20 protein-coding genes, 3 pseudogenes and 1 riboswitch are annotated in these 22,262 nt (G+C 71.2%); of the genes and pseudogenes, 14 read left to right on the top strand and 9 right to left on the bottom strand.

Annotated features, from left to right (window positions below):
* The 3 genes from ACZ7HQ_RS32205 to ACZ7HQ_RS32195 all read left to right on the top strand — a co-directional run.
* Positions 1-468: flavodoxin-dependent (E)-4-hydroxy-3-methylbut-2-enyl-diphosphate synthase (locus tag ACZ7HQ_RS32205; RefSeq protein ID WP_470997553.1), on the top strand; the 468-nt coding region annotated here is incomplete at its 5' end.
* Between the two features lie 30 nt (positions 469-498).
* Complete coding sequence (gene dxs / locus ACZ7HQ_RS32200) at positions 499-2,397, top strand: 1-deoxy-D-xylulose-5-phosphate synthase (protein ID WP_470997550.1); 1,899 nt, start codon at positions 499-501, stop codon at positions 2,395-2,397.
* Positions 2,394-3,779: an aspartate aminotransferase family protein gene (locus ACZ7HQ_RS32195; RefSeq protein ID WP_470997547.1), complete on the top strand. Its 1,386-nt coding sequence runs from the start codon at positions 2,394-2,396 to the stop codon at positions 3,777-3,779. Before dxs ends, ACZ7HQ_RS32195 begins: the two co-directional genes overlap by 4 nt.
* A 15-nt stretch (positions 3,780-3,794) precedes the next feature.
* Here the strand turns inward: ACZ7HQ_RS32195 and ACZ7HQ_RS32190 are convergent, their stop codons facing one another.
* Complete coding sequence (locus ACZ7HQ_RS32190; RefSeq protein WP_470997545.1) at positions 3,795-4,082, bottom strand: hypothetical protein; 288 nt, start codon at positions 4,080-4,082, stop codon at positions 3,795-3,797.
* 146 nt (positions 4,083-4,228) lie between these two features.
* On the opposite strand from ACZ7HQ_RS32190, the gene ACZ7HQ_RS32185 reads away from it, so the two are divergent.
* On the top strand, positions 4,229-4,852 hold the full coding sequence (locus tag ACZ7HQ_RS32185; protein WP_470997542.1) for a helix-turn-helix domain-containing protein: 624 nt from the start codon (positions 4,229-4,231) through the stop codon (positions 4,850-4,852).
* A complete protein-coding gene (locus ACZ7HQ_RS32180; RefSeq protein WP_470997539.1) occupies positions 4,849-4,971 on the top strand; it encodes a DUF6126 family protein in 123 nt (40 codons plus the stop codon). The genes ACZ7HQ_RS32185 and ACZ7HQ_RS32180 overlap by 4 nt, the downstream gene beginning before the upstream one ends.
* A 66-nt stretch (positions 4,972-5,037) precedes the next feature.
* Here ACZ7HQ_RS32180 and ACZ7HQ_RS32175 read toward each other — a convergent pair whose 3' ends face one another.
* Positions 5,038-5,835: a tyrosine-protein phosphatase gene (locus tag ACZ7HQ_RS32175; protein ID WP_470997536.1), complete on the bottom strand. Its 798-nt coding sequence runs from the start codon at positions 5,833-5,835 to the stop codon at positions 5,038-5,040.
* Positions 5,836-6,008: 173 nt separating this feature from the next.
* Between ACZ7HQ_RS32175 and ACZ7HQ_RS32170 the strand changes: the two genes are divergently transcribed.
* The 4 genes and pseudogenes from ACZ7HQ_RS32170 to ACZ7HQ_RS32155 form a co-directional block, all read left to right on the top strand.
* Entirely contained in the window at positions 6,009-8,090 is a 2,082-nt protein-coding gene (locus ACZ7HQ_RS32170) for an alpha-galactosidase (protein WP_470997577.1), read from the top strand.
* Positions 8,091-8,394: 304 nt separating this feature from the next.
* A riboswitch (cyclic di-AMP (ydaO/yuaA leader) is annotated at positions 8,395-8,550 on the top strand.
* Positions 8,551-8,554: 4 nt separating this feature from the next.
* Positions 8,555-9,469, top strand: a complete 915-nt coding sequence (locus ACZ7HQ_RS32165; RefSeq protein ID WP_470997533.1) for a M23 family metallopeptidase — start codon at positions 8,555-8,557, stop codon at positions 9,467-9,469.
* A 152-nt stretch (positions 9,470-9,621) separates the two neighbouring features.
* The gene (locus tag ACZ7HQ_RS32160) at positions 9,622-10,407 is read left to right on the top strand and encodes an SGNH/GDSL hydrolase family protein (RefSeq protein ID WP_470997530.1); all 786 of its coding nucleotides are present in this window, start codon (positions 9,622-9,624) and stop codon (positions 10,405-10,407) included.
* Between the two features lie 303 nt (positions 10,408-10,710).
* Positions 10,711-11,022: pseudogene (locus ACZ7HQ_RS32155) on the top strand (IS30 family transposase); the annotation flags it as partial.
* Positions 11,023-11,097: 75 nt separating this feature from the next.
* On the opposite strand, the gene ACZ7HQ_RS32150 reads toward ACZ7HQ_RS32155, so the two are convergent.
* The 4 genes and pseudogenes from ACZ7HQ_RS32150 to ACZ7HQ_RS32135 form a co-directional block, all read right to left on the bottom strand.
* A complete protein-coding gene (locus ACZ7HQ_RS32150; RefSeq protein WP_470997527.1) occupies positions 11,098-12,525 on the bottom strand; it encodes an MFS transporter in 1,428 nt (475 codons plus the stop codon).
* Positions 12,522-13,178 carry a TetR/AcrR family transcriptional regulator gene (locus ACZ7HQ_RS32145; protein ID WP_470997524.1) on the bottom strand — a complete coding sequence of 219 codons (657 nt, stop codon included), beginning with the start codon at positions 13,176-13,178 and terminating at the stop codon, positions 12,522-12,524. The genes ACZ7HQ_RS32150 and ACZ7HQ_RS32145 overlap by 4 nt, the downstream gene beginning before the upstream one ends.
* Positions 13,179-13,352: 174 nt before the next feature.
* Positions 13,353-13,484 (bottom strand): annotated as a pseudogene (locus ACZ7HQ_RS32140) (Tn3 family transposase); the annotation flags it as partial.
* 56 nt (positions 13,485-13,540) lie between these two features.
* Complete coding sequence (locus ACZ7HQ_RS32135) at positions 13,541-14,767, bottom strand: beta-ketoacyl-[acyl-carrier-protein] synthase family protein (RefSeq protein WP_470997522.1); 1,227 nt, start codon at positions 14,765-14,767, stop codon at positions 13,541-13,543.
* 34 nt (positions 14,768-14,801) lie between these two features.
* On the opposite strand from ACZ7HQ_RS32135, the gene ACZ7HQ_RS32130 reads away from it, so the two are divergent.
* Complete coding sequence (locus ACZ7HQ_RS32130; protein WP_470997519.1) at positions 14,802-15,449, top strand: TetR/AcrR family transcriptional regulator C-terminal domain-containing protein; 648 nt, start codon at positions 14,802-14,804, stop codon at positions 15,447-15,449.
* Between the two features lie 83 nt (positions 15,450-15,532).
* Here the strand turns inward: ACZ7HQ_RS32130 and ACZ7HQ_RS32125 are convergent.
* The 3 genes and pseudogenes from ACZ7HQ_RS32125 to ACZ7HQ_RS32115 form a co-directional block, all read right to left on the bottom strand.
* Positions 15,533-16,328: pseudogene (locus tag ACZ7HQ_RS32125) on the bottom strand (integrase core domain-containing protein); the annotation flags it as partial.
* Positions 16,329-16,416: 88 nt separating this feature from the next.
* Positions 16,417-17,031, bottom strand: a complete 615-nt coding sequence (locus tag ACZ7HQ_RS32120; RefSeq protein WP_470997516.1) for a TetR/AcrR family transcriptional regulator — start codon at positions 17,029-17,031, stop codon at positions 16,417-16,419.
* A gap of 161 nt (positions 17,032-17,192) precedes the next feature.
* Positions 17,193-18,377 carry a glutamate dehydrogenase gene (locus ACZ7HQ_RS32115; protein WP_470997513.1) on the bottom strand — a complete coding sequence of 395 codons (1,185 nt, stop codon included), beginning with the start codon at positions 18,375-18,377 and terminating at the stop codon, positions 17,193-17,195.
* A gap of 212 nt (positions 18,378-18,589) precedes the next feature.
* Between ACZ7HQ_RS32115 and ACZ7HQ_RS32110 the strand changes: the two genes are divergently transcribed.
* The 4 genes from ACZ7HQ_RS32110 to ACZ7HQ_RS32095 all read left to right on the top strand — a co-directional run bounded on the left by ACZ7HQ_RS32110 (position 18,590) and on the right by ACZ7HQ_RS32095 (position 22,150).
* Complete coding sequence (locus ACZ7HQ_RS32110; protein WP_470997510.1) at positions 18,590-19,756, top strand: MBL fold metallo-hydrolase; 1,167 nt, start codon at positions 18,590-18,592, stop codon at positions 19,754-19,756.
* Between the two features lie 129 nt (positions 19,757-19,885).
* The gene (locus tag ACZ7HQ_RS32105; protein ID WP_470997508.1) at positions 19,886-20,623 is read left to right on the top strand and encodes a TetR/AcrR family transcriptional regulator; all 738 of its coding nucleotides are present in this window, start codon (positions 19,886-19,888) and stop codon (positions 20,621-20,623) included.
* 120 nt (positions 20,624-20,743) lie between these two features.
* Complete coding sequence (locus ACZ7HQ_RS32100) at positions 20,744-21,058, top strand: hypothetical protein (protein WP_470997505.1); 315 nt, start codon at positions 20,744-20,746, stop codon at positions 21,056-21,058.
* Positions 21,059-21,067: 9 nt separating this feature from the next.
* Positions 21,068-22,150, top strand: a complete 1,083-nt coding sequence (locus ACZ7HQ_RS32095; protein ID WP_470997501.1) for a M14 family metallopeptidase — start codon at positions 21,068-21,070, stop codon at positions 22,148-22,150.
* Positions 22,151-22,262 lie beyond the last annotated feature (112 nt).

Genomic DNA, 22,262 nt, shown 5'->3' with positions numbered 1-22,262 from the left:
CCGGCCTTCCAGGGCACGATCAAGTCGGCGGTCGCCTTCGGCGCGCTCCTGTCCCAGGGCGTCGGCGACACGATCCGCGTGTCCCTGTCCGCGCCTCCTGTCGAGGAGGTCAAGGTCGGCATCCAGATCCTCGAGTCCCTGGGGCTGCGGCAGCGGCGACTGGAGATCGTCTCCTGCCCGTCCTGCGGCCGGGCCCAGGTCGATGTCTACAAGCTCGCCGAGGAGGTCACGGCGGGCCTCACCGGCCTGGAGGTGCCGCTGCGGGTCGCGGTGATGGGGTGTGTGGTCAACGGTCCGGGCGAGGCCCGTGAGGCCGACCTCGGAGTTGCCTCGGGCAACGGAAAGGGGCAGATCTTCGTCAAGGGTGAGGTCGTCAAGACCGTCCCCGAGTCGAGGATCGTGGAGACCCTCATCGAGGAGGCCATGAAGCTCGCCGAGCGGACGAGCCCCGCAGACGAAGTGAGTTGAGGCAAGGCACGGACCGAGAGGGGGCCCAGCGTGACCATTCTGGAGAACATCCGGGGACCACGCGACCTGAAGGCGCTGTCCGAGGCGGAGATCGGTGAACTGTCCGAGGAAATACGTGAGTTCCTGGTGCACGCGGTGTCGAGGACCGGCGGTCACCTCGGACCCAACCTGGGTGTGGTGGAACTGTCCATCGCGCTCCACCGGGTCTTCGAGTCACCGGTCGACCGCATCCTGTGGGACACCGGCCACCAGTCCTACGTCCACAAACTCCTGACCGGGCGTCAGGACTTCTCCAAGCTGCGCGGCAAGGGCGGGCTGTCCGGCTATCCCTCGCGCGAGGAGTCCGAGCACGACGTCATCGAGAACAGCCACGCCTCCACCGCGCTCGGCTGGGCCGACGGCCTGGCCAAGGCCCACCAGGTGCAGGGGGAGAAGGGACACGTGGTCGCGGTCATCGGCGACGGCGCGCTGACCGGCGGCATGGCCTGGGAGGCGCTGAACAACATCGCGGCCGCCAGGGACCGCCCGCTGATCATCGTCGTCAACGACAACGAACGCTCCTACGCCCCTACCATCGGCGGCCTCGCCAACCACCTGGCCACGCTGCGTACCACCGACGGCTACGAGAAGGTCCTCGCCTGGGGCAAGGACGTACTGCTGCGCACCCCCGTCGTCGGCAACACCCTCTACGAGTCCCTGCACGGCGCGAAGAAGGGCTTCAAGGACGCCTTCGCCCCCCAGGGCATGTTCGAGGACCTGGGTCTGAAGTACGTCGGCCCGATCGACGGCCACGACATCAGGGCCGTCGAGTCGGCGCTGCGCCGCGCGAAACGCTTCCACGGCCCGGTCCTGGTCCACTGCCTCACCGAGAAGGGCCGCGGCTACGAACCCGCCCTCGCCGACGAGGAGGACCACTTCCACACCGTCGGTGCGATGGACCCGCTGACCTGCGAGCCGCTCGCCCCGCCCAAGGGGCCGTCCTGGACCTCCGTGTTCGGCGACGAGATCGTGCGGATCGGCGAGGAACGGGACGACGTCGTCGCCATCACGGCCGCGATGCTGCACCCGGTCGGTCTCGGCGGGTTCGCCGAACGCTTCCCCGACCGCGTGTGGGACGTGGGCATCGCCGAGCAGCACGCGGCCGTCTCGGCGGCGGGCCTCGCGACCGGCGGGCTGCACCCGGTCGTCGCCGTCTACGCCACCTTCCTCAACCGCGCCTTCGACCAGCTGCTGATGGACGTCGCCCTGCACCGCTGCGGGGTCACCTTCGTCCTGGACCGGGCCGGTGTCACCGGCGTCGACGGCGCCTCCCACAACGGCATGTGGGACATGTCCGTCCTCCAGGTCGTCCCCGGCCTCAGGATCGCCGCCCCGCGTGACGCCGGCCAGCTGCGTGCCCAGCTGCGCGAGGCCGTCGCCGTGGACGACGCGCCCACCCTGGTCCGCTTCCCGAAGGAGTCGGTCGGCCCGGACATCCCGGCGATCGGTCATGCCGGCGGCATGGACGTCCTGCACCGCGCCGAACGCCCCGAGGTGCTCCTCGTGGCCGTCGGGGTGATGGCGCCGGTGTGTCTGCAGGCCGCCGACCTGCTCGAGGCGCGCGGCATCACCTGCACGGTCGTCGACCCCCGGTGGGTCAAGCCCGTCGACCCCTCGCTGCCGGGCCTCGCCGCGGAGCACCGTCTGGTGGCCGTGGTGGAGGACAACAGCCGCTCCGCGGGCGTCGGTTCCGCCGTGGCGCTGGCCCTCGGCGACGCCGACGTGGACGTGCCGGTGCGGCGCTTCGGCATCCCGGAGCAGTTCCTCGCCCACGCCAAGCGCGGCGAGGTGCTGGCCGACATCGGTCTCACGCCCGTCGACATCGCGGGGCGGATCAGCGCGAGTCTGGCCGTCAAGAACGCGGGCGGCACAGTCAAGGAGATGGAATGAGCACGGAGTTCGACCTCGGCGCCCTGCTGGCCGAGCGCGGAGCCGAACGCTACGAGCTGCACGCCAGGTACCTCAACCCGCAGCTCCCGCGCATGCTGCACACCATCGGCTTCGACAGGTTCTACGAGCGGGCCGAGGGCGCCCACTTCTTCGACGCGGACGGCAACGACTACCTGGACATGCTCGCCGGGTTCGGGGTGATGGGCCTGGGCCGTCACCACCCGGTCGTCCGCAAGGCCCTGCACGACGTGCTCGACCTGGACCTCGCCGACCTCACCCGTTTCGACTGCCAGCCGCTGCCCGGCCTGCTCGCCGAACGGCTCCTCGCCCACAGCCCCCACCTGGACCGGGTGTTCTTCGGCAACAGCGGCACGGAGGCCGTCGAGACGGCCCTGAAGTTCGCCCGGTACGCCACCGGCAGGCCCAGGGTTCTCTACTGCGACCACGCCTTCCACGGCCTGACCACCGGCTCCCTGTCGGTCAACGGCGAGAACGGCTTCCGCGACGGCTTCGCCCCGCTGCTGCCCGACACGGCCGTACCCCTTGGTGATCTCGACGCCCTGGCCAGGGAGTTGGGGAAGGGCGACGTGGCCGCCCTGATCGTCGAGCCGATCCAGGGCAAGGGCGTGCACGAGGCCCCGCCCGGCTATCTGCGCGCCGCCCAGGAGCTGCTGCACAAGCACAGGGCGCTGCTCATCGCCGACGAGGTGCAGACCGGCCTCGGGCGCACCGGCGACTTCTACGCCTACCAGCACGAGGACGGCGTCGAACCGGACCTGGTGTGCGTGGCCAAGGCGCTGTCCGGCGGGTACGTCCCGGTCGGCGCCACGCTCGGCAAGGACTGGATCTTCAAGAAGGTCTACTCGTCCATGGACCGGGTCCTGGTCCACTCGGCGAGCTTCGGATCCGGCGCCCAGGCGATGGCCTGCGGCCTCGCCGTGCTGTCGGTCATGGAGGAGGAGCAGATCGTCGCCGGTGTCCGCACCACCGGGGAGCTGCTGAAGTCCCGGCTGACGGCGCTGATCGACAAGTACGAGCTGCTCGCCGACGTCCGCGGCCGGGGTCTGATGATCGGCATCGAGTTCGGCAGGCCCGCCTCGCTGAAGCTGCGCGGCCGCTGGACCATGCTCCAGGCCGCCCGCAAGGGCCTGTTCGCGCAGATGGTCGTCGTCCCGCTGCTGCAGCGGCACCGGATCCTCACCCAGGTCTCCGGCGACCACCTGGAGGTGATCAAGCTGATCCCGCCGCTGGTCGTCGACGAGGCGGACGTCGACCGGTTCGTGGACGCCTTCAGTGCCGTGATGGACGACGCGCACAGCGGCGGCGGGCTGATGTGGGACTTCGGCAAGACCCTGATCAAGCAGGCGGTGGCGGGCCGCTGACCCGGTCGGCGCCCCTCACCAGAAGAACGGCATGAAGAGGACGAAGGGATAGACGAAAGCGATCGCGCCCAGGACGGCACCCGTGGCACCGGTCCACAGCCGGCCGATGCCACGCCGGGCGTAGTGGATCCCCATGAGACCGAAGGTGACGGCCAGTGCGCCGCAGATGAGCATCATGACGATCAGGCCGAGTGTGAGCCACGGACACAGGCCCGCCACGCCCGCGAGGCCCAGGCCCAGTGCGGTGGGGCCGAGCAGGACGGCGGGCGAGTCGGCTCCGTCGGACGTGGTGCTCCCTGACATGCTTCCCCCTGTTTTGAACGTGTTCAAATCCTGGGTCCGATCGTAGCAGGGAGTGCCGGCGGGAGCGGAAGGGCGGTGGATTCTGCGACTCTTGCCTCAGAGGCAAAAGAATTGCCGCAAAGGCAAAACTGGGGCTGAATGGAGGCATGAACGCCTCAGACGCCGGCCCGCCGGCGGGTCCGGGCGACGAGCTGCCCGCCGTCGCACCGCAGTTGCGCGGACTGCGTCGCCGCGCGGGCCTCACCCTGGAGGCCGCGGCCCGTGCCGCCGGCCTCTCACCGGCCCATCTGTCCCGCCTGGAGACCGGACAGCGGCAGCCCTCGCTGCCGATGCTGCTGGCCCTCGCCCGTATCTACGGTACGACGGTCTCCGAACTGCTCGGCGAGACGGTCGCCGACCGGGACGCGATCGTCCGGGCCGCCGAGATGGAGCCCACCCGGGCCGGCGGCTGGACCTACGTCCAGACGGGGGCGCCGGGCCGTGCCATGCAGGCCCTGCGCGTGCGCGTGCCGTACGGCACGCAGGGCGACATCGTGCGCGTCCACCCCGGCGAGGAGTGGCTCCACGTCCTGCGGGGCCGGCTGAAGCTGCGCCTCGGCGACACCACGCACCTGCTCGCGCCCGGCGACAGTGCGCACTTCGACTCGCTCACCCCGCACCGGCTCGCCGCCGAGGACCACGACGGCGTCGAGCTGCTGTTCGTCCACACCCTGCTGCAGAGCCCCACGGCCACGCTGTGCCTGGGGCCGCTGACCGGAGAACTGCCATGAGCAACCACGAGACGACGTTCCCCCGTTCCCTGTGGATCCGCCTGATCATCTACATCGCCCTCGGCCACGTCCTGGCCGGGTTCCTCTATCTGCTGTTCGCGCTGGGCGCGAAGAACTGAGACGACGACCGACCGGCGATCCCGGGCGGCCGGCAGCACACGCGGGGCGGTTCCGGCGCGGTCCGGTCAGTCCAGCAGGCGTTCGCGCAGCCGGTCGCGGGACGCCGGGGTGAGGCCGAGTCCCTGCTCCAGGTAGGGGTCCACGCCGCCCCAGGTCTGCTCGATGGTGTCGAACGCCGCCTGGATGTACTCGGCCCGGGCGTCGAAGAGCGGGCTCAGCAGCTCCATGACCTCCGGGGTGTACACGCTCTCCGCGCTGCCGCTGCGGCGGACCTTGTAGCGCCGGTGCTTGGCGTTGGACTCCAGGTAGTCGGCGACGATCGCCTCGCGCTCCACGCCCAGCGCCAGAAGTGTCACGGCGATGGAGATGCCCGCCCGGTCCTTGCCCGCCGCGCAGTGCATCAGCGCGGGCACGCTGTCCTCGGCGAGCGCGAGCAGCACCCGGGAGTGCTCGGCGGTGCGCTCCTTGACGATCGACCGGTACGAGGCGATCATCCGGGCCGCCCCCTTGCCGTCGGAGAGGATCCCGCGCAGCTGGTCGAGGTCGCCGTCGCGGACCATCTTCCAGAACTCGGCGCCGTCCGCCGGATCGCTCAGCGGCAGGTTCACGTTCCGCACGCCGGGCAGCTCGACGTCCGGGCCCTCCAGCTTCTGGTCGGCCGCGTTGCGGAAGTCGAAGACCGTGTGCAGACCCAGCGAGGCGAGGAAGGCCGCGTCGTCCTCGGTCGCGTGCGCCAGGTGACCGCTGCGGAACAGCACCCCGTGCCGCACCCGCCGTCCGTCCACGGTCGGCAGCCCGCCCACATCACGGAAATTACGCACTCCGGCCAGCTCCGGCTCGGTCGACGGGACCTGCTGCGTCACGGGGGCTCCTCACGCTCCGATCCCGCCGTCGCGGCTCGTCGGCGGGCGCTCAGTCGACCATACGACATCGGTTTCCTCGGGCAAGGAGTTGTCCACAGGCATTGTCACCGGCGCCCGCACGGCCCGATGATGTTGGCACGTGAGCGGATCTGTTGACACCTGTGAGGTCTTACGTGGTGGACATCGCCGAAGACGGTCGTACCTGGCTCCTCTCGGGGCCCACCAGCAGTTACGCCCTGCACCTCACCGACGCGGACGAGCTGCTCCACCTGCACTGGGGGCCCCGGATCGCCCTCGCGGACGCGCAGGCCCTGGCCGAGGACCCCCTGCCCGGCTACTGGCCCTTCGAGTCCCCGCTCGACGGCCGCGAGGAGTATCCCGTCGAGGGCGGCCCCCGGTTCGCCCGCCCCGCCCTGTCGGTGCGCACCGCCGAGCGCCGCGGCACGGAGTGGACCTTCCGGGCGTACGAGGTGGACGGGACGGCGGATGACGAGCTGAGGCTGCGCTTCGACGACGCCGGCCTCGCCGTCACCCTGCACTACCGCATGCGCGGCGATGTCGTGGAGCGCTGGGGGACCGTGGACAACGGCGGGGACGCGCGCGTGGAGCTGCTGCGGGCCGATGCGGCCACCTGGACCCTGCCCGACCGCGAGGGCTGGCGGCTGTCCCAGCTGCACGGCCGCTGGGCCGCCGAGTCCCGCCTCGCCACCGCCCCTCTCACCTACGGCGAGAAGGTCATCGGCAGCCGTCGCGGCCACACCGGCCACCAGCACCTGCCCTGGGTCGCGCTGGACACCGACGCCACCGAGGAGCGCGGCGAGGTCTACGGCTGTGCGCTCGGCTGGTCCGGCTCCTGGCGGATCGCGGTCGCCCGGCTCCCGGACGCGCGCGTGCAGATCACCGGTGGCGCCGGCTACGACGACTCGGGCCTGCTGCTCCTCCAGCCGGGGGAGTCGTACACCACCCCGGTCTTCGCGGGCCTGTGGAGCGACGGCGGATTCGGCGGGGCGAGCCGCGCCTGGCACACCTACCAGCGCACGTACGTCATCCCGGACGCCGGGCGGAACCGCCCGGTCCTCTTCAACTCGTGGGAGGCGACGAACTTCGACATCTCCGAGGAGCAGCAGCTCGCGCTCGCCCGCAGGGCCGCCCGGATCGGTGTGGAGCTGTTCGTCGTGGACGACGGCTGGTTCGGCGCCCGCACCAGCGATCGTGCCGGCCTCGGCGACTGGACCCCCAACCCCGCCCGCTTCCCGCAGGGCCTGAAGCCCCTCGCCGACCAGGTGCACGGCCTCGGGATGCAGTTCGGCATCTGGGTCGAGCCCGAGATGACCAACCCGGACAGCGACCTGTACCGCGCCCATCCCGACTGGGTGCAGTACCAAACGGGTCGTAAGCGGACGGAACTACGCAACCAGCTCGTCCTCAACCTCGCCCGAGAGGACGTCCAGGAGTACCTCTGGCAGCGGCTGGACGCCCTGCTCTCCAGCGCACCGATCGACTACGTGAAGTGGGACTTCAACCGCTGCTTCACTGACGCCGGCTGGCCCGGCGAGCCGTATCCGCAGCGCCTGTGGGTGGACCACGTCCGCGCCTTCTACGCCCTGCTGGACCGGCTGCGCGCGGCCCATCCCTCCGTCGCCTTCGAGTCCTGCTCCGGCGGGGGCGGCCGGATCGACCTCGGGGTCATGAGCCGCACCGACCAGGTGTGGACCTCCGACAACACCGACCCGCTGGACCGGCTCGCGATCCAGCACGGCTTCAGTCAGATCCACCCCGCCCGGGTCATGGCCGCCTGGGTCACCGACAGCCCGAACACCCAGCTCAACGGCCGGGTCAGCTCCCTGCGGTTCCGCTTCGTCAGCGCCATGGCGGGCGTTCTCGGAGTCGGCGGAGACCTCACCGAGTGGAGCGATCAGGAGCTGGCCGAGGCCCGGCGGTGGGTCGATCTCTACAAGGAGATCCGCCCGGTCGTCCAGCAGGGCGAGTTGTACCGGCTGCGGCCGCCGGCGGGCGGTCTGAGTGCCGTGCAGTACGTCCTGGACGAGGAGGCGGTGGTCGTCGCCTGGCTCCAGGCGCAGAGCTACGGCGAGCCGGTCCCGGCGCTGCGCCTGCGCGGACTCGACCCGACGGCGTCGTACGAATGTCGCGAAACAGGCAAAGTGCACCGGGGTGCCGTACTCCTGCACCACGGACTGCGAACCGGGCTCAAGGGTGACCTGGATGCAACGGTCATCCGGCTGCGTCGCATCTGAGATTTCTGTCCTAATTGGCATATTAATCCCAACTCGTTGCGACATAAGGAATCATGGCCGGGTGTGCGTGAGGAGCGTCATATTCGTGACCGTGCGTCGCGCGTCATGTTCACGTAATTCCCATGTGAAAAGGAAAAGGGGAAGGGTGCGGGAAGAGGGAATTCACGGAGGGTGACTTCATGTCCCGGATCCGATCTTCCGCCACGCGAACGGCGGGAACCGGCTGCTTGTTTCCCGCGTCCTGCTCGCTTACGTTCGCCACCGATCCGGGCGGAACGCCGAATCCTGCCGCCGCCCGGCGTCCCACACACTTGACCCGCGTTCGGCAGGAGCGGGGGACCCACCAGGTACGACTGCCTGTCCGGTCTCCGCGACAGGCTCGGGGTGAAGCCGTGATCGCACGGCCGGGCAACTCCAGCCCGAACCCGACAGCTCACCTCGCAGGCGCCGGAGAGGAATGCGCCATGCCTGGTAAGGGCAAGCACCGACGCCCCAAGTCCCCGCGTCTTTCCCGCTCGATCGCCGTCGCCGGAACCGGCGGCGCCGCCCTGGCCCTGCCGCTCATCGGAAACGCCGGGGCGCATGCCGCCACGCCCGCGCAGTCCCCTTCCGCACAGGCCGTGCAGTCCCCCGGGTCCCCTGTGTCTCCGGTGAAGCCGGCCGCTGCGCAGCCGAGTTCGGCGGTTCACACCTACACGGTGAAGTCCGGAGACTGCCTTTACACGATCGCCGACGAGCAGCGGGTCGACGGAGGCTGGCACCGCCTCTACGACGACAACCGCCAGGCCGTCGGCGGCGATCCGTCGCTGATCCACCCGGGCCTGAAGCTCGCCCTCGGCCGGCAGGCCGCACCGACCCGCACCGAGCCCGCTGCCCCGAGCCGGTCGTCGTCCGACTCGCACCCCTCCGCGTCCCAGGCGGCCCCGGCGACCCGGTCCTCCGGCACCGCCACCACGAAGACCGCCCCCACCGGCTTCACCCTCCCGGTCGCCGGCGCCACCATCGGCACCGGCTACCACGTGCCCGGCAGCATGTGGTCCAGCGGCCACCACACGGGCGTCGACTTCGTCGTCCCGACCGGCACCCCGGTCAAGGCCGTCGCCGCCGGCACGGTCGTCTCCGCCGGCTGGGGCGGCGCGTACGGCAACCAGGTCGTCCTCAGGCTCAACGACGGCCACTACGCGCAGTACGGGCACCTCTCCCGGCTCTCCGTCTCGGCCGGCCAGAGGGTGACCGAGGGGCAGCAGGTCGGCCTGTCGGGCGCCACCGGCAACGTCACCGGCCCGCACCTGCACTTCGAGATCCGTACGACCCCGGACTACGGCTCCGACATCGACCCGGTCGGCTACCTCCGTGAGCACGGCGTCGCCGTGATCTGACGCCGCCCACCACCGCGTATTCCTGGTTCGCAAACCATTTAAGGGTGTCTTATCTCACCGTTCGTCAACCCCTGCCTACGGTCGCGTAGGTCACATCCGACGGTGAATCATGGTCCGATGTGGCAGACGATTCGAAGAATGACAACAGATCAGTGATCGGGTCGTACGTGGCGGTGGGGGACAGCTTCACCGAGGGCGTCGGCGACCCCGGGCCCGACGGGGCGTATGTGGGCTGGGCCGACCGGTTCGCGGTACTCCTCGCCGACCGGCGGCCCGAGGGTGAGTTCAGGTACACGAATCTCGCGGTGCGCGGGAAGCTGCTCGACCAGATCGTGCAGGACCAGCTTCCCCAGGCCGTGGAACTCGCCCCGGACCTGGTCTCCTTCTGCGCGGGCGGCAATGACATCATCCGCCCCGGCACCGACCCGGACGAGGTGGCCGAGCGCTTCGAGCGCGCCGTGGCCCGGCTGACCGAGGCGGCCGGCACGGTGATGGTGACGACCGGCTTCGACACCCGTGGTGTCCCCTTGCTCAAGCACCTGCGAGGCAAGATCGCCACCTACAACGGGCACGTCCGCGCCATCGCCGACCGGTACGGCTGTCCGGTGCTCGACCTGTGGTCCCTGAAGTCCGTGCAGGACCGCAGGGCCTGGGACAGCGACCGGCTCCACCTCTCGCCCGACGGGCACACGCGTGTGGCGCTGCGCGCCGGCCAGGCCCTCGGCCTCGACGTCCCGGCCGACCCCGAGCAGCCGTGGCCGCCGGAACCGCCCCGGGGCACGCTCGAGGTCCGCCGCGACGACGTCCACTGGGCCCGCGAGTACCTCGTGCCGTGGATCGGCCGCCGCCTGCGCGGTGAGTCCTCCGGCGACCACGTCACCGCGAAGGGCACGTTGTCCCCCGACGACATCAAGCTGCGCATCGCCTCGGTGGCCTGACCCGCCCCGTCGTGCCCCGCCCCCGCACAGCCCGCGGGCGCGGGGCACGGGTGTGCGCGGGGGGTGGTTCCGCCTGGCCGTGTCGTTCGGCGGGGGTGGGCCCAGGCCTGTCCGGCGGATCAGGCCGGCTTGGGCAACGGTGTGTCGGCCCTCTTCTTGGGTTGGCGGGGCACGGTCCTGGTCTTGCCGAGGTGCCCGTACACCGTCGACCTCGGCACGCCGATTATGTCGGCGATTTGTCTGACGTCGACGTGTCGATGCCCTGCTCGATCACGTGCAGCCCGATGCCGCGCTCGCGCGCCCCAGCTCCGGCGGACCCTCACCTGGGACCGGGGCCGAGAGATGGCCGAGCACCAGGCCATCACGGCTGAGACCGGGATGCCGATCTATCTCTGCAAGCCGCGCAGCCTGTGGCAGCGCGGCACCAACGAGAACACCAACCGGCTGCTTCGGCAGTACCTGCCCAAGGGCGCGGACCTCCGCAGGTTCAGCCAGGCCGACCTGGACGCCATCGCCCATGAGCTCAACCACCGCCCTCGCAAGATCCACGGCTATCGCACTCCGGCAGAGGTCTACGCTGACCTTCTGAACAGCGGTGATGCGCTGACCGCTTGAGCTCGCCATCGTTTGCCGACACTGAAGATCGGTCTGGTGCATGACCGGATCAGCCTGGGTGTGTTCGGCGGTTGCTCAACTGGTTGTGTGTCGAGCGGGTGCCGCCTGTGTTGTTGGTGCTTGCGCCGGGCGTGAGGCGGTCGCGTCGTCTCCTTCCCGGTGGGCCGGCCGCGGGGGCAGCCGCGACGCGGGCAGCAGGCCGAGAGCGGCGAGTGAGGCCAGGATCAGCAGAGTGGAACTCATGGTTGAAACAGCCGAGCCGGTCGCGCCGGCCGCGACGGCGATGCCGAAGATCGGCCCGATGTTCATGGCGGTCTGCTTGAGCCCGCTGACGACTCCGGCGTACCCGGGCGGCGCGTCACCGACGACGGTCCCGGTGGCGGTGACCATCACGGTGGCGAACCCGGCACCGATGGCGGCAAAGACTGCAGCCATGGCCATCCATGTGCTGGCGGGACCGAGTCGGGACAGCCCCGCGATGCCGACCACGACGAGGACCGTACCGGCGATCGCGGTGCGGCGCGCACCGTACCGGCGCAGTGCCGCGACCGCGGCGGGTGAGCCGAGGACCATGAGCACGGTCAGCGGGAGCACGCGCAGACCGCTGGCGAGTGGGTCGAGGCGAAGTACGTCCTGGAGGTAGAACGTGGCCCTGAACAGCGCGCCGAACACGCCGGCGGTGGTGACCAGCAGGATCGCCATCGATGCCGTCACCGGTACGGACCGCGCTACGGCTGGTGGAACGATCGGGTGCGTGGTGCGGCGTTCGTGCCAGGTGAGCACCGATGCGACGCCGATGACGGCGAGGAATTCGAGCAGCGTCGGCGCGGCGGTCCAGCCCCGCGCGGGTACATCGGACAAGGCGTGGACCAGGGTTGCGAGCGCGACCGCCAGCAGGCTCGCGCTGGTGAGGTTGAGCCGTGAGGAGTTGGCACGCTGAGGTGCCGGCGTCCGTACGGCGAGGGCGAGAACGGCGATGACGAAAGCGAGGGGCACGTTGACCCAGAAGACGGCGCGCCATCCCAGATGAGCCACGAGAACACCGCCCAGGAGCGGACCGGACCCTGCCGCCACTGCGATCGCACTGGTACGGACGGCGATCGGCGTGCCGAGCCGGTCCGCGGGATACGCCAGCCGTAGCAGCGCGAGCGTCGCAGGTTGTAGGAACGCGGCGAACCCGCCCTGCACCGCGCGCAGGACGATCACCCAGCCGACGGCCGGCGCAAGCGCGATCCCGGCCGAGGCAGCCCCGAAACCGAGGACGCCGACGATCAGCAGGCGCGGGTGACCGTACCGATCCCCGAGGCGCCCGGCGATCACGAGTAACGCGGCCACGGCGACCAGATAGCCGGTGCTCGTCCACTGGATCTGCGCCACGCTCGCGCCGAGATCACGCTGCATGCCGGGCTGCGCCATCAGCAGGATGGTTCCGTCCAGTGCGACGATCATCGCGCCGACCACGCTGACCAGAAGTGCAATCTGCCGCTGTGCGGGGGCGGTCATGAGGTCGCCGGGCCGAGATGGGCGTCCAGCACTGCCGCGATGAGCCGGTCGCGCTGGTCGTCGCCGGGGTCACCGTCCAGCGGTGGGGCGCCGAGGGCGAGTTGCAGACTGCCCCAGGCCCACAGCTGGGCCACGCCGTGCAGGTTCGACCACAGGGCGGCGGCGGTCACCGCAGGCGGCGGTCCGGCCTCGTTCGGCCCGTCGGCGTTTCGCGCGGCCTCCCTCTCCGACAGGCATCGGGTGACGAGTCCGGTGAAGTGCCGGAACAGCGGGAGGGTCGACTCGCGCAGCCTCGGTTGCTCCGATGCCTGTGCCGCGCCGTCGAACAGGTCGTGCCGCCACATGAGTTCGAACATGCCGCGGCGTTCCAGTGCGTACCCGACGTACGCCCGGGCGAGGGCCTCCAGCTGGCCGCGCGGTGTGGTCGTGCCCGCGACCGCGGCCTCGAACATGGCTGCCAGGTCCTCGAAGCCGCGACGGCCGATAGCCGACAGCAGTGCGTGGTGCGTGGGGAAGTACCGGCGTGGCGCCCCGTGCGACACCCCCGCTCGCCGGGCTATTTCCCGCAGGCCCACGGACGCGGAGCCCTCGGTCAGCACGAGGTCGACCCCGACATCGATCAACCGCTCCCGAAGGGAGCCCTCATCAGTCATAGACAGTGTCTACCACGCGCCGTAGACATTGTCTACTCACTTTCGGCTCGCTCGCTCACGACGGCACGCTGACCGGGAATGGTCACGCCCGACAGGTCGAGGCCCTTGTTCATGTCGAGACGGAACGTGCCGTGCGGGTTGATGTTCGACCAGAACAGCGCGGTCAGCCCACGCCGCGCGGCCCGACTCTTCGAGGGCCTGCCAGGTCGGGTGCTTGGGGCCGCCGCGGGTGAAGCGCCGCAGCACCTGCTCCGCCTCGGCGGTGTCCAGGCGCAGGGCGGTGGCGTACTTGACCATCTGGTCGTACTACGGCGCGTTCGCGTGGGTCATGGTGTCGCTGAGGCCGTACGGGACGCGTGGTGTCATGCGCTGGTGACGATGAGCGAGACGTTCTGCCCGCCGAAGCCGAAGGAATTACTGAGCACGGCCTCCTGGGAGATGTCTCGTCGCTCTGCGACGACATCGAGATCGATATCGGGACCGACGCCGGCTGCGGTGATGTTGCGGGTCGGCGGGATGACGCCGTGCTTCACACTGAGGACGGCGATGAGCGCTTCGATCGCGCCGGCGGCGCCAAAGAGATGACCGAGCGCCGCCTTGGGGGCCGTCACGGTGGCGCGGCCGAAGACCTCCCCGATCGCGTGCGCCTCGGCAGCGTCGCCGACCGGAGTTCCGGTGGCATGGGCGTTGATGTGGCTGATCTGCCCGGGAGCCAAACCGGCTTGCGCGAGGGCCTTCCGCATGGCCGAGATCTGACCGGAGCCGTCGGCAGCGGGCGCCGTGATGTGGTGAGCGTCAGCGGCGATGCCCGCACCCGCGAGCACCGCGTGGGCGCGCACGCCTCGGGCGCTGGCATGCTCGGCGCTTTCGAGCACCACGACAGCAGCGCCTTCACTGAGGACGAATCCGCTGCGGTCCGCGGCGAACGGCCGGGACGCAGACGCGGGTTCGGCGGTATGCCGCGACAGTGCTTGTGCCTGGGCGAAGCCGGCAACGGTGATCGGGGTGATCGCGGCCTCGGTCCCGCCCGCGATCACCACGTCCGCCTCGCCGGCACGGATGAGCCTGGCCCCCAGGGCGATCGCCTCGGCACCGGAAGAGCACGCCGAGACGGGCGTGTAGACCCCGGCCCGTGCACCGTATTCGATACTGATCAGCGCCGCCGCCGCATTGGGCATGAGCATCGGGACCGTACGTGGCGAGACGCGCCGCGTCCCGGCCGCCTCCAGTACGTCGTCTTCCTTCAGCAGCGTCCGTACGCCCCCGATTCCCGTGCCGATCGCCGATGCGAGCCGGTCCGGGTCCACCTCCGGGGCACCGGCATCGGCCCAGGCTTCGGCCGCCGCGGCGAAGGCCGCCTGCTGCGAGCGGTCGAGCCGCCTGGCCCGCACCGGCAGCAGCAGCTCGGCAGGGTCGATCGCCATCGTCCCCGCGACGGTGTCGGGGAGGCCGGTGTCCTCGTGGCCGGGTAGGACGCCGCCGCGGATGCCGGACTCGCCGGCAAGCAGGGCTTTCCAGGTGGACGCCATGTCTGCCCCGAGTGGTGTGATCGCGCCGAGTCCGGTCACGACGACTTCAGTCCGGTGCATGCCCCTCAACCTTTCTTGTATGCGATACAAGTGAATGCCTTTTTGTATCACATACAATGCGGGTGTGGAGAAGAAGCGAACCGAAACTCGATCAACGTCGACTCGGTCGCGGGACCGCGGTCGCGCGACGAGGCGCCGGCTGATTGAGGCAACTGCCCGGCTCTGCAAGGAGCGGCCCGGCGCTGAGGTGAGCGTCGCGGAGATCGCGAACGCGGCGGGCGTCTTCCCCAATCAGGTCACCTACTACTTCGGCTCCAAGGACTCGCTGCTCGTGCACGCCGCCTTTCTCGGCTTGCTGCACGACGCCCGACGGATCGAACGCATCGGTCGCCAAGCCCCCGACGCGGCGACATTTCGACGCAACATCGCCCGCGCCGTACTGGCCATGCCCTCGCTCCCGTCAGTCGCGCGAGCCCTCGCCGCCGGGATCTCCAAGCCCGAACTCGCCCCCGTGGTGGACCAGCACCTCCAGTTGCTGTTCCGGCAGTCCGAGCGCTTCGTGAGCCAGCTCACCGACAGTCGCGGCTGGAGGACCCGTCGACCACTCAGCGTGGAGACCAGGACGTTCTGGAGCACCGCGCTCGGCGCGGTGCTGCTCGTCCGCGCCGGGGCACACGGCACCAACGCCGACCTCGACCTCGCCGGAGCGTTGACCATCCATGACGAACCCGATCTCGGTTAGCTCAGTCGAACAGGCCGACGACGTGCGCGGTTCCCGCGCGGCGGATGGCCTTGTCGCGGTCGGCGGGTCTGCCGTCGCCGACGACGGCTGATGAGTGGGGGGCCGCCGAGTGCGGTGTGGCAGCGGTGGTGGTGGTAGGTGTGCAGGAAGTCTGCCAGGGCTTCGGTCCGCTCTTGGATGGTGGTGTCAGGGCCGCAGGTAGGCACATTCGTCGAGCGGGGTGCGGTTGAAGCGTTCGACCTTGCCGTTGGTCTGCAGCCGGTAGATGCGGGTGAGCTTGCCGGCGTTCGATGCGGTCGATGCCGCAGGTGGCGAAGAAGGCTGCCGCCCGGCGCAGGAAGGCGGTGCAGGTGGCGGCCTTCTCGTCGCTGTGGATCTCGCTGTGGGCCAGGCGGGTGTGGTCGTCGACGGCGCAGTGGACGTAGTCGAAGCCCAGGCTGTTTCGCCGGGCCCGGCCAGCCTGTCGGCCCAGGACTTTGTGGCCGCCGCCGTCGGGGATCCGGCGAGTTTCTTGACGTCCACGTGGACCAGTTCGCCGGGCCGGTCGCGTTCGTAGCGGCGGATGGGCCGGCCGGTGGGCCGGTCCAGGAAGGCCAGGCGGTTCAGGCCGTGCCGGGTGAGGATGCGGTGCACGGTGGAGGCGGGCAGGCCCAGGGTCGGTCCGATACGTGCCGGGCCCGGCTTGCGGTCCTGCCGCAGCTTGCAGACGCGGGCCTCGGTGGCGGCCGGGGTGCGGTGCGGAGTCCTGCGGGGACGGCTGGAACGGTCGAAGAGTCCGCTCTCGCCCTCAAAACGCCAGCGCCGGATCCACTTGTGGGCTGCGGGACGGGAGATGCCCATCTCGGCGGCGACGTGGGCGACGGGACGGCCGGAGCGGACGGTGCGTTCCTAGACATCTCCACCACACACGGGGGCCTTCGCCACGATCAAGACCGGCCAGCGTCAACAACGCTCGTGATCAATACACCTAGCGCTCGGTCAGTGCGGCTCGGTCCAGGCCCAGTTCCCGGGCGAGCGCGTCGTCGGCCCATTCCCGCGCGCGCGTCCGCGGCACCGCGCCCGGGTACGACGTCAGCTGGACGGCCAGCCCGTCGAGCAGCGCGGTCAGGCGCAGGGCGGCGCCGGCCGGGTCGGCGCAGGCGAACTCGCCCGCCGCCACGCCCTCGGCGATGACGCCGGTGATCGCCGCCTTCCACTGCCTGTCCAGGTCCCGGGTGACATCCCGCAGGGCCGGCTCGCGCAGGGCCGCCGCCCAGCCCTCGATCCACAGCCGCCAGCCCTTGGCCTGCCCGGTCGGCGCGTACCAGCGCACCGCGGCCCGCAGCCGGCGGAGCGCGGACGTCCGGCGCCCCAGGAGCTTGCGCAGATGCGCGAGATCGTCCTCGGCCGCATGGGCGAACGCGGCCGCGACCAGCTTCTCCTTCGTGGAGAAGTGGTACAGCACCAGCGCGTTGCTCACCCCGAGCACCGCGGCCACGTCGGCGATCCTTACCGCCGCCACGCCCCGCGCCTCGATCTGCCCGACGGCGGCCCGCAGCAGCTCCTCCCGCCGCTCGGCCACGCTCAACCGCACTCTCGCCACGCGGTCACCCTAGTCCGTGGCCCGCGGCCGCACCGAACGGGCCCGCAGCCGACCGCGTCCGCCGTGCTGTCCGCCCCGCAGGGACCGGGGACCCGGGGACCGGACCGGACGCCGGACGGGTCATGGACGGCCCGCCCGCGACCACGGCTCGCCGGGGCCCGTCACCGGTACCACCCGAAGCGGTCCGCGATCACCGGCAGCCGGTCGGTCACCAGGGCGTGGGCGGCCGTGCGCGGTGTCGTACCGCCGGCCTGCGCACGGTCGAGCACCAGCGAGACCAGGGCGCGCATGGAGCGCCGGATGTACGCGAACGCCTCGTCGGAGTCGGCGCCGATGTCGCCGAACAGGGTCCACCACCACCAGGCGTTCGTACCGGAGTTGACCACCACGTCCGGCAACACGGTCACCCCGCGCGCGGCCAGCGACTCCTCCGCCTCCGGCAGCACGGGCATGTTGGCGGCCTCGACGATCCAGCGGGCGCGGATCCGCTCCTGGTTGCCGGCGTCGATGGCGTACGACACCGCCGCCGGCACGAGCACCTCCGCTTCGGCCGACAGCCAGGCGTCACCGGACAGTTCGCGGTCGCCGGGGCGCAGGACACGGCGGTCGACGGTGCCGTAGCCGTCCCGCGCGGCCAGCAGCGCCTCGATGTCGAGGCCCGCCGGATGGGCGATCGTGCCCTTGGCGTCGGCGACCGCCACCACCGTCAGCCCGGCGCGCGCGAGGAACCGCGCGGTGGCCCCGCCCATCGTGCCGAACCCCTGCACGGCCACCCGGGTGCCGGTGTACGGCACGGCAGCCCGGTCCAGCGCGGCGAGCACCGACTCGGCGACACCACAGCCGCCGGCCAGCTCGTCCAGGCCGATGCCGTCCACCTCGACCGCGAAGGCGTCCGCGAGCCGCTTGCGGGCCCTCGCCTCGTCGTCCAGCAGGGGATACACCGCCTGGACGGAGGAGACCAGCCCCGCCTCGGCGGCCGCGCGGTCGACCAGGTCCTGGGACAGACCGAGGTCCTCGCCGGTGGTCCAGATGCTCTCGATGTACGGCCGCATGGCGCGCAGGTAGCGGACGAGGATCCCGTACGCCCGCGGGTCCCGCGGATCGCAGTCGATGCCTCCCTTGGCACCGCCGAGCGGGACGTAACGGGCCTCGGGGTCGTAGTGCAGGGCCTCCTTCATCGTCATGCCGCGGGCGAGCCCCGCCACCTCCTCCAGGGTGCACCCGGCGCGCATCCGCAGCCCGCCGCTGGCCACGCCGCGCACCAGCCGGTCCACGACAAGGAAGCCCCGGCGGCCGGTGACGTGATCGGTCCAGACGAGCGACATCAGGGGCGCGGGGCCGGTCATGGGGGTCTCCTCGGGGACGCGTTTCGGGGCGGACCTCACGGCTTGGGTCTTACTGAACCGGGATTCAGTGTCCGGACTCGGTTCCCGGCGTGTCAACGCGCTGAATCCCGGTTCAGTAGTGCGCGCCGGCGCGGTACGGGCACCCCGGCCGCCGCGGGCTGTCGGAGGGGCCGACCATAATGGGGGCCTCACCCACTCCACCGGGAGGTACCGTGACCGGATTGCGTTCCTCGGGCTCAGGGCTCCGCGCGCTGCGGCCGGCGGCCTTCGGCGCGGACCCGGGAGGTGAGCGCCTGGCACGCATCCGCCGCTCCCCCCACTTCAAGGACGGCGTCTTCCAGAACCCCGGTGGTGCGGCACGCACCCGGCCCTCCGGATCCACGCTGGACCTCGCCAAGGTGTTCCTCGACAAGGACACCCGGCCCCTGCGTGCCCCGAAGGGCACCGTCCCGGTGCATCCCACGACCTTCGCGGACCTCGCCAAGCCGCCCGCCACGGGACTGCGGCTGACCTGGATGGGCCACTCCAGCGTCCTCGCGGAGATCGACGGCCACCGCGTGCTGTTCGACCCCGTCTGGGGCGAGCGCTGCTCCCCCTTCCCCTTCGCCGGACCCAAGCGGCTGCACCCCGTGCCGCTGCCGCTGGCCGCGCTCGGTGAGGTCGACGTGGTCGTCATCTCGCACGACCACTACGACCACCTGGACCTGCCCACGATCAAGGCGCTGGCCGGCACGGACACCCTGTTCGCCGTGCCGCTCGGCGTCGGCGCCCACCTCGAACACTGGGGCGTCTCGCCGGACCGGCTGCGGGAGCTGGACTGGCACGAGTCGACCCGGGTCGGCGGCCTCACCCTCACCGCGACGCCCGCCCGCCACTTCTGCGGCCGCGGCCTGCGCAACACCCAGCACACCCTCTGGGCGTCCTGGGCCGTCGCCGGCGAGGAGCACCGCATCTACCACAGCGGTGACACGGGCTATTTCGACGGCTTCAAGGAGATCGGCGCGGCCCACGGCCCGTTCGACGCCACGATGATCCAGATCGGCGCGTACAGCGAGTTCTGGCCCGACATCCACATGACCCCCGAGGAGGGCCTGCGCGCCCACCTCGACCTGCAGGGCGGAGCCCCGCACGGCGCGCTGCTGCCGATCCACTGGGGCACCTTCAACCTCGCCCCGCACCCCTGGGCCGAGCCGGGGGAGTGGACGAAGGAAGCGGCCGGGGAAGCCGGTCAGGCCGTGGCCACGCCCAGGCCCGGCGAGCCCTTCGAGCCCGCGGGCAAGCTCCCGGCGGAGGCCTGGTGGCGCGGCGTGTCCGGCGAGGTCCGGCGCACCTGGCGCGCCATGGGGGCGTTTGTCGCGGAGCCGCCCGCCCGCGGCTGACCCGCACCGCTGCCCCGTCGACGGCGGGCGTTCTCCCGCGCTCGGCACGGGGCCTCATGAGTCGGGTCCCATAAGCCGGATAAAACGTACAATTAACAATGAAATATACGTCGTATCGGGAGTGCGGCCATGGCTCAGCGCGACAACCCCGACAGGCGGAGGCGGCTCAGCCGCCCGCTGGTGCTCGGCGCGGCAGTCGCCCTCGTCGACCGTGAGGGGCTCGCGGCCCTGACCATGCGCCGCCTGGCGGCGGACCTGGGCGTGGAGCCGATGGCCCTCTACCGCTACACCGACGGCAAGGCGGCCCTGCTGGACGGTCTGGTGGAGGCGTTCTTCGAGGAGGTCAACGAACGGCTGCGCACCTCCGCGCGGCAGTCCCGCGGCGACGCCGTACCGGCCGAGGTACCCTGGCGGACCGAACTCCAGCGCGCGGCGCGGGCGTTCGCCTGCGTGGTGCACGCCCATCCCGAGATCCTGCCCGTGGTCGCCACCCGGCCGCTCGCCGTGCCCGTGGCCCGGCGGCCGCAGGCCTGGCTCCAGCTCACCGAGCACCTGCTGGCCGTCCTCGCCCGCGCCGGCTTCGACGACGCCATCGCGCTGACGGTCTACCGGACCTTCGTGGCGTGGACCCTCGGCTGCCTCCTGGTGGACAAACGCCAGGTCGTCGACGATCCCGACGAGCCGGACGTCATGTTGCGCCTCGGCCTGCACCGACTGCCCGCCGCCGCCTACCCGCGGCTGCGCGCCCTCGTCCCCCGCTTCGCCGACTACGACGACGAGCGCGAGCTGATGACCGGCCTCGACGCCCTCCTCGGCAGCCTGCCCGGCCCCCCGCTTGACGCCTTCTACCAGGGCGGAGCACCCTGAGATTACGACGTACACATCGGGCATATGCCTACAGCACATCAACTGCGCGCGCTCCTCGCCCGTTCCACTCGCGCCGCCGGGCGCCGCCCCGGCAGCCCGACGGCGCCGGAAGAAGCCGTCATGCCCAGCACCTCCGAACACCGCCTGCGCGTGCGCGTCACCGCCCGGGACGCCGACACGCTGCGCGCCGTGTTGCTCGACGCGCAGCCCGACCGTGCCCACCCCCGCCAGCTGGACGACCGCAGCTGGTGCGTCGACGCCTATGTGACCGCCGAGCAGGCCGCTGACCTCCCACGCGAAGGCGTCTACGTCACGACCGTCGAGGACGCCACGGCCGTCGGCCGCGCCCGCCAGGCGGAGGTCGGCGAGGGCGACCGGTTCGCCGCGCCCGACGCGTTCCCCCACGGCCTCGCCGACAAGCTGCGGGACGCCTAGGAGGACGCCATGACCTACCTGAACATCATCGAGGTCGACTCCGCCGTCACCAGCCTGGCCACCACCTTCCCGGCGACGAGCGAACTCATCGACCTGCCCGAGTCCTCGGTCGAGGGCAGGGCCTGCCACGCCCTGCGGATCGGCTCCGCGCCGGCCGGCACCCACCGCTGCGCCGTACTCATCGGCGGTGTGCACGCCCGGGAGTGGGGCAGCTGCGAGATCCTCGTCGACCTCGCCGCCGACCTGCTGGAGGCCTACGCCGCCGGTACCGGCCTCGGATACGGCGGCACCCGCTTCACCAGCGGCCAGGTGCGCAGCATCGTGGACGGACTGGAGCTCGTCGTCTTCCCGCTGGTGAACCCGGACGGCCGGCACTACAGCCAGACCGTCGACCCGCTGTGGCGCAAGAACCGCAATCCGGCGCACGCGGGCGGCGACGCCGGGCGTGTCGGCGTCGACATCAACCGCAACTACGACTTCCTCTTCGACTTCAGGAAGGCCTTCGCCCCGAGCGCCCCGGTACGGGTCTCCGACGACCCGGTCTCCGAGGTCTACCAGGGACCCGGCCCCTTCTCGGAACCGGAGACCCGCAACGTCCGCTGGCTGCTCGACCAGCATCCGCGCACCCGCTGGTTCGTGGACGTGCACAGCTACTCCGACGACATGCTGACCAACTGGGGAGACGACGAGAACCAGTCCCACGACAAGGACGAGTCGTTCCGCAACCCCGTCTTCGACCACAGACGAGGACTGGGCAACGGCACGTACGGGGAGTACATCCCGAAGGGCGACGCCGACGACTCCATCGTGCTCGCCGAGCAGTTCTGCGCGGCCGTCCACGGGGTGGCGGGTCGTACCTACACCGCGAAGACCGGCTTCCACCTGTATCCGACCTGCGGAACCAGCGACGACTACGCCTACGCACGGCACTTCACCGACCGGTCGAAGGGCAAGATCCTCGGGTTCACCGTCGAGTGGGGCGCGGCGGAGAGCGACGACGCCACCAGCTTCCACCCGCACTGGCCGCACATGAAGCAGAACATCCTGGATGTCGACGCAGGGCTCGTGCAGTTCTGCCTCACGGCCCTGTGAGACCCCGCACCCGGACCTCGCACCCGGCGGGGGGGGGGGGGGGGGGGGGGGGGGGGGGGGGGGGGGGGCGGGGGGGGGGGGGGGGGGGGGGGGGGGGGGGGGGGAGGGGGGA

Source organism: Streptomyces sp. NPDC037290 (assembly GCF_055603245.1).
Note: the sequence above shows the minus strand (reverse complement) of the source record. Positions and strands in the feature narration are given on the sequence as shown.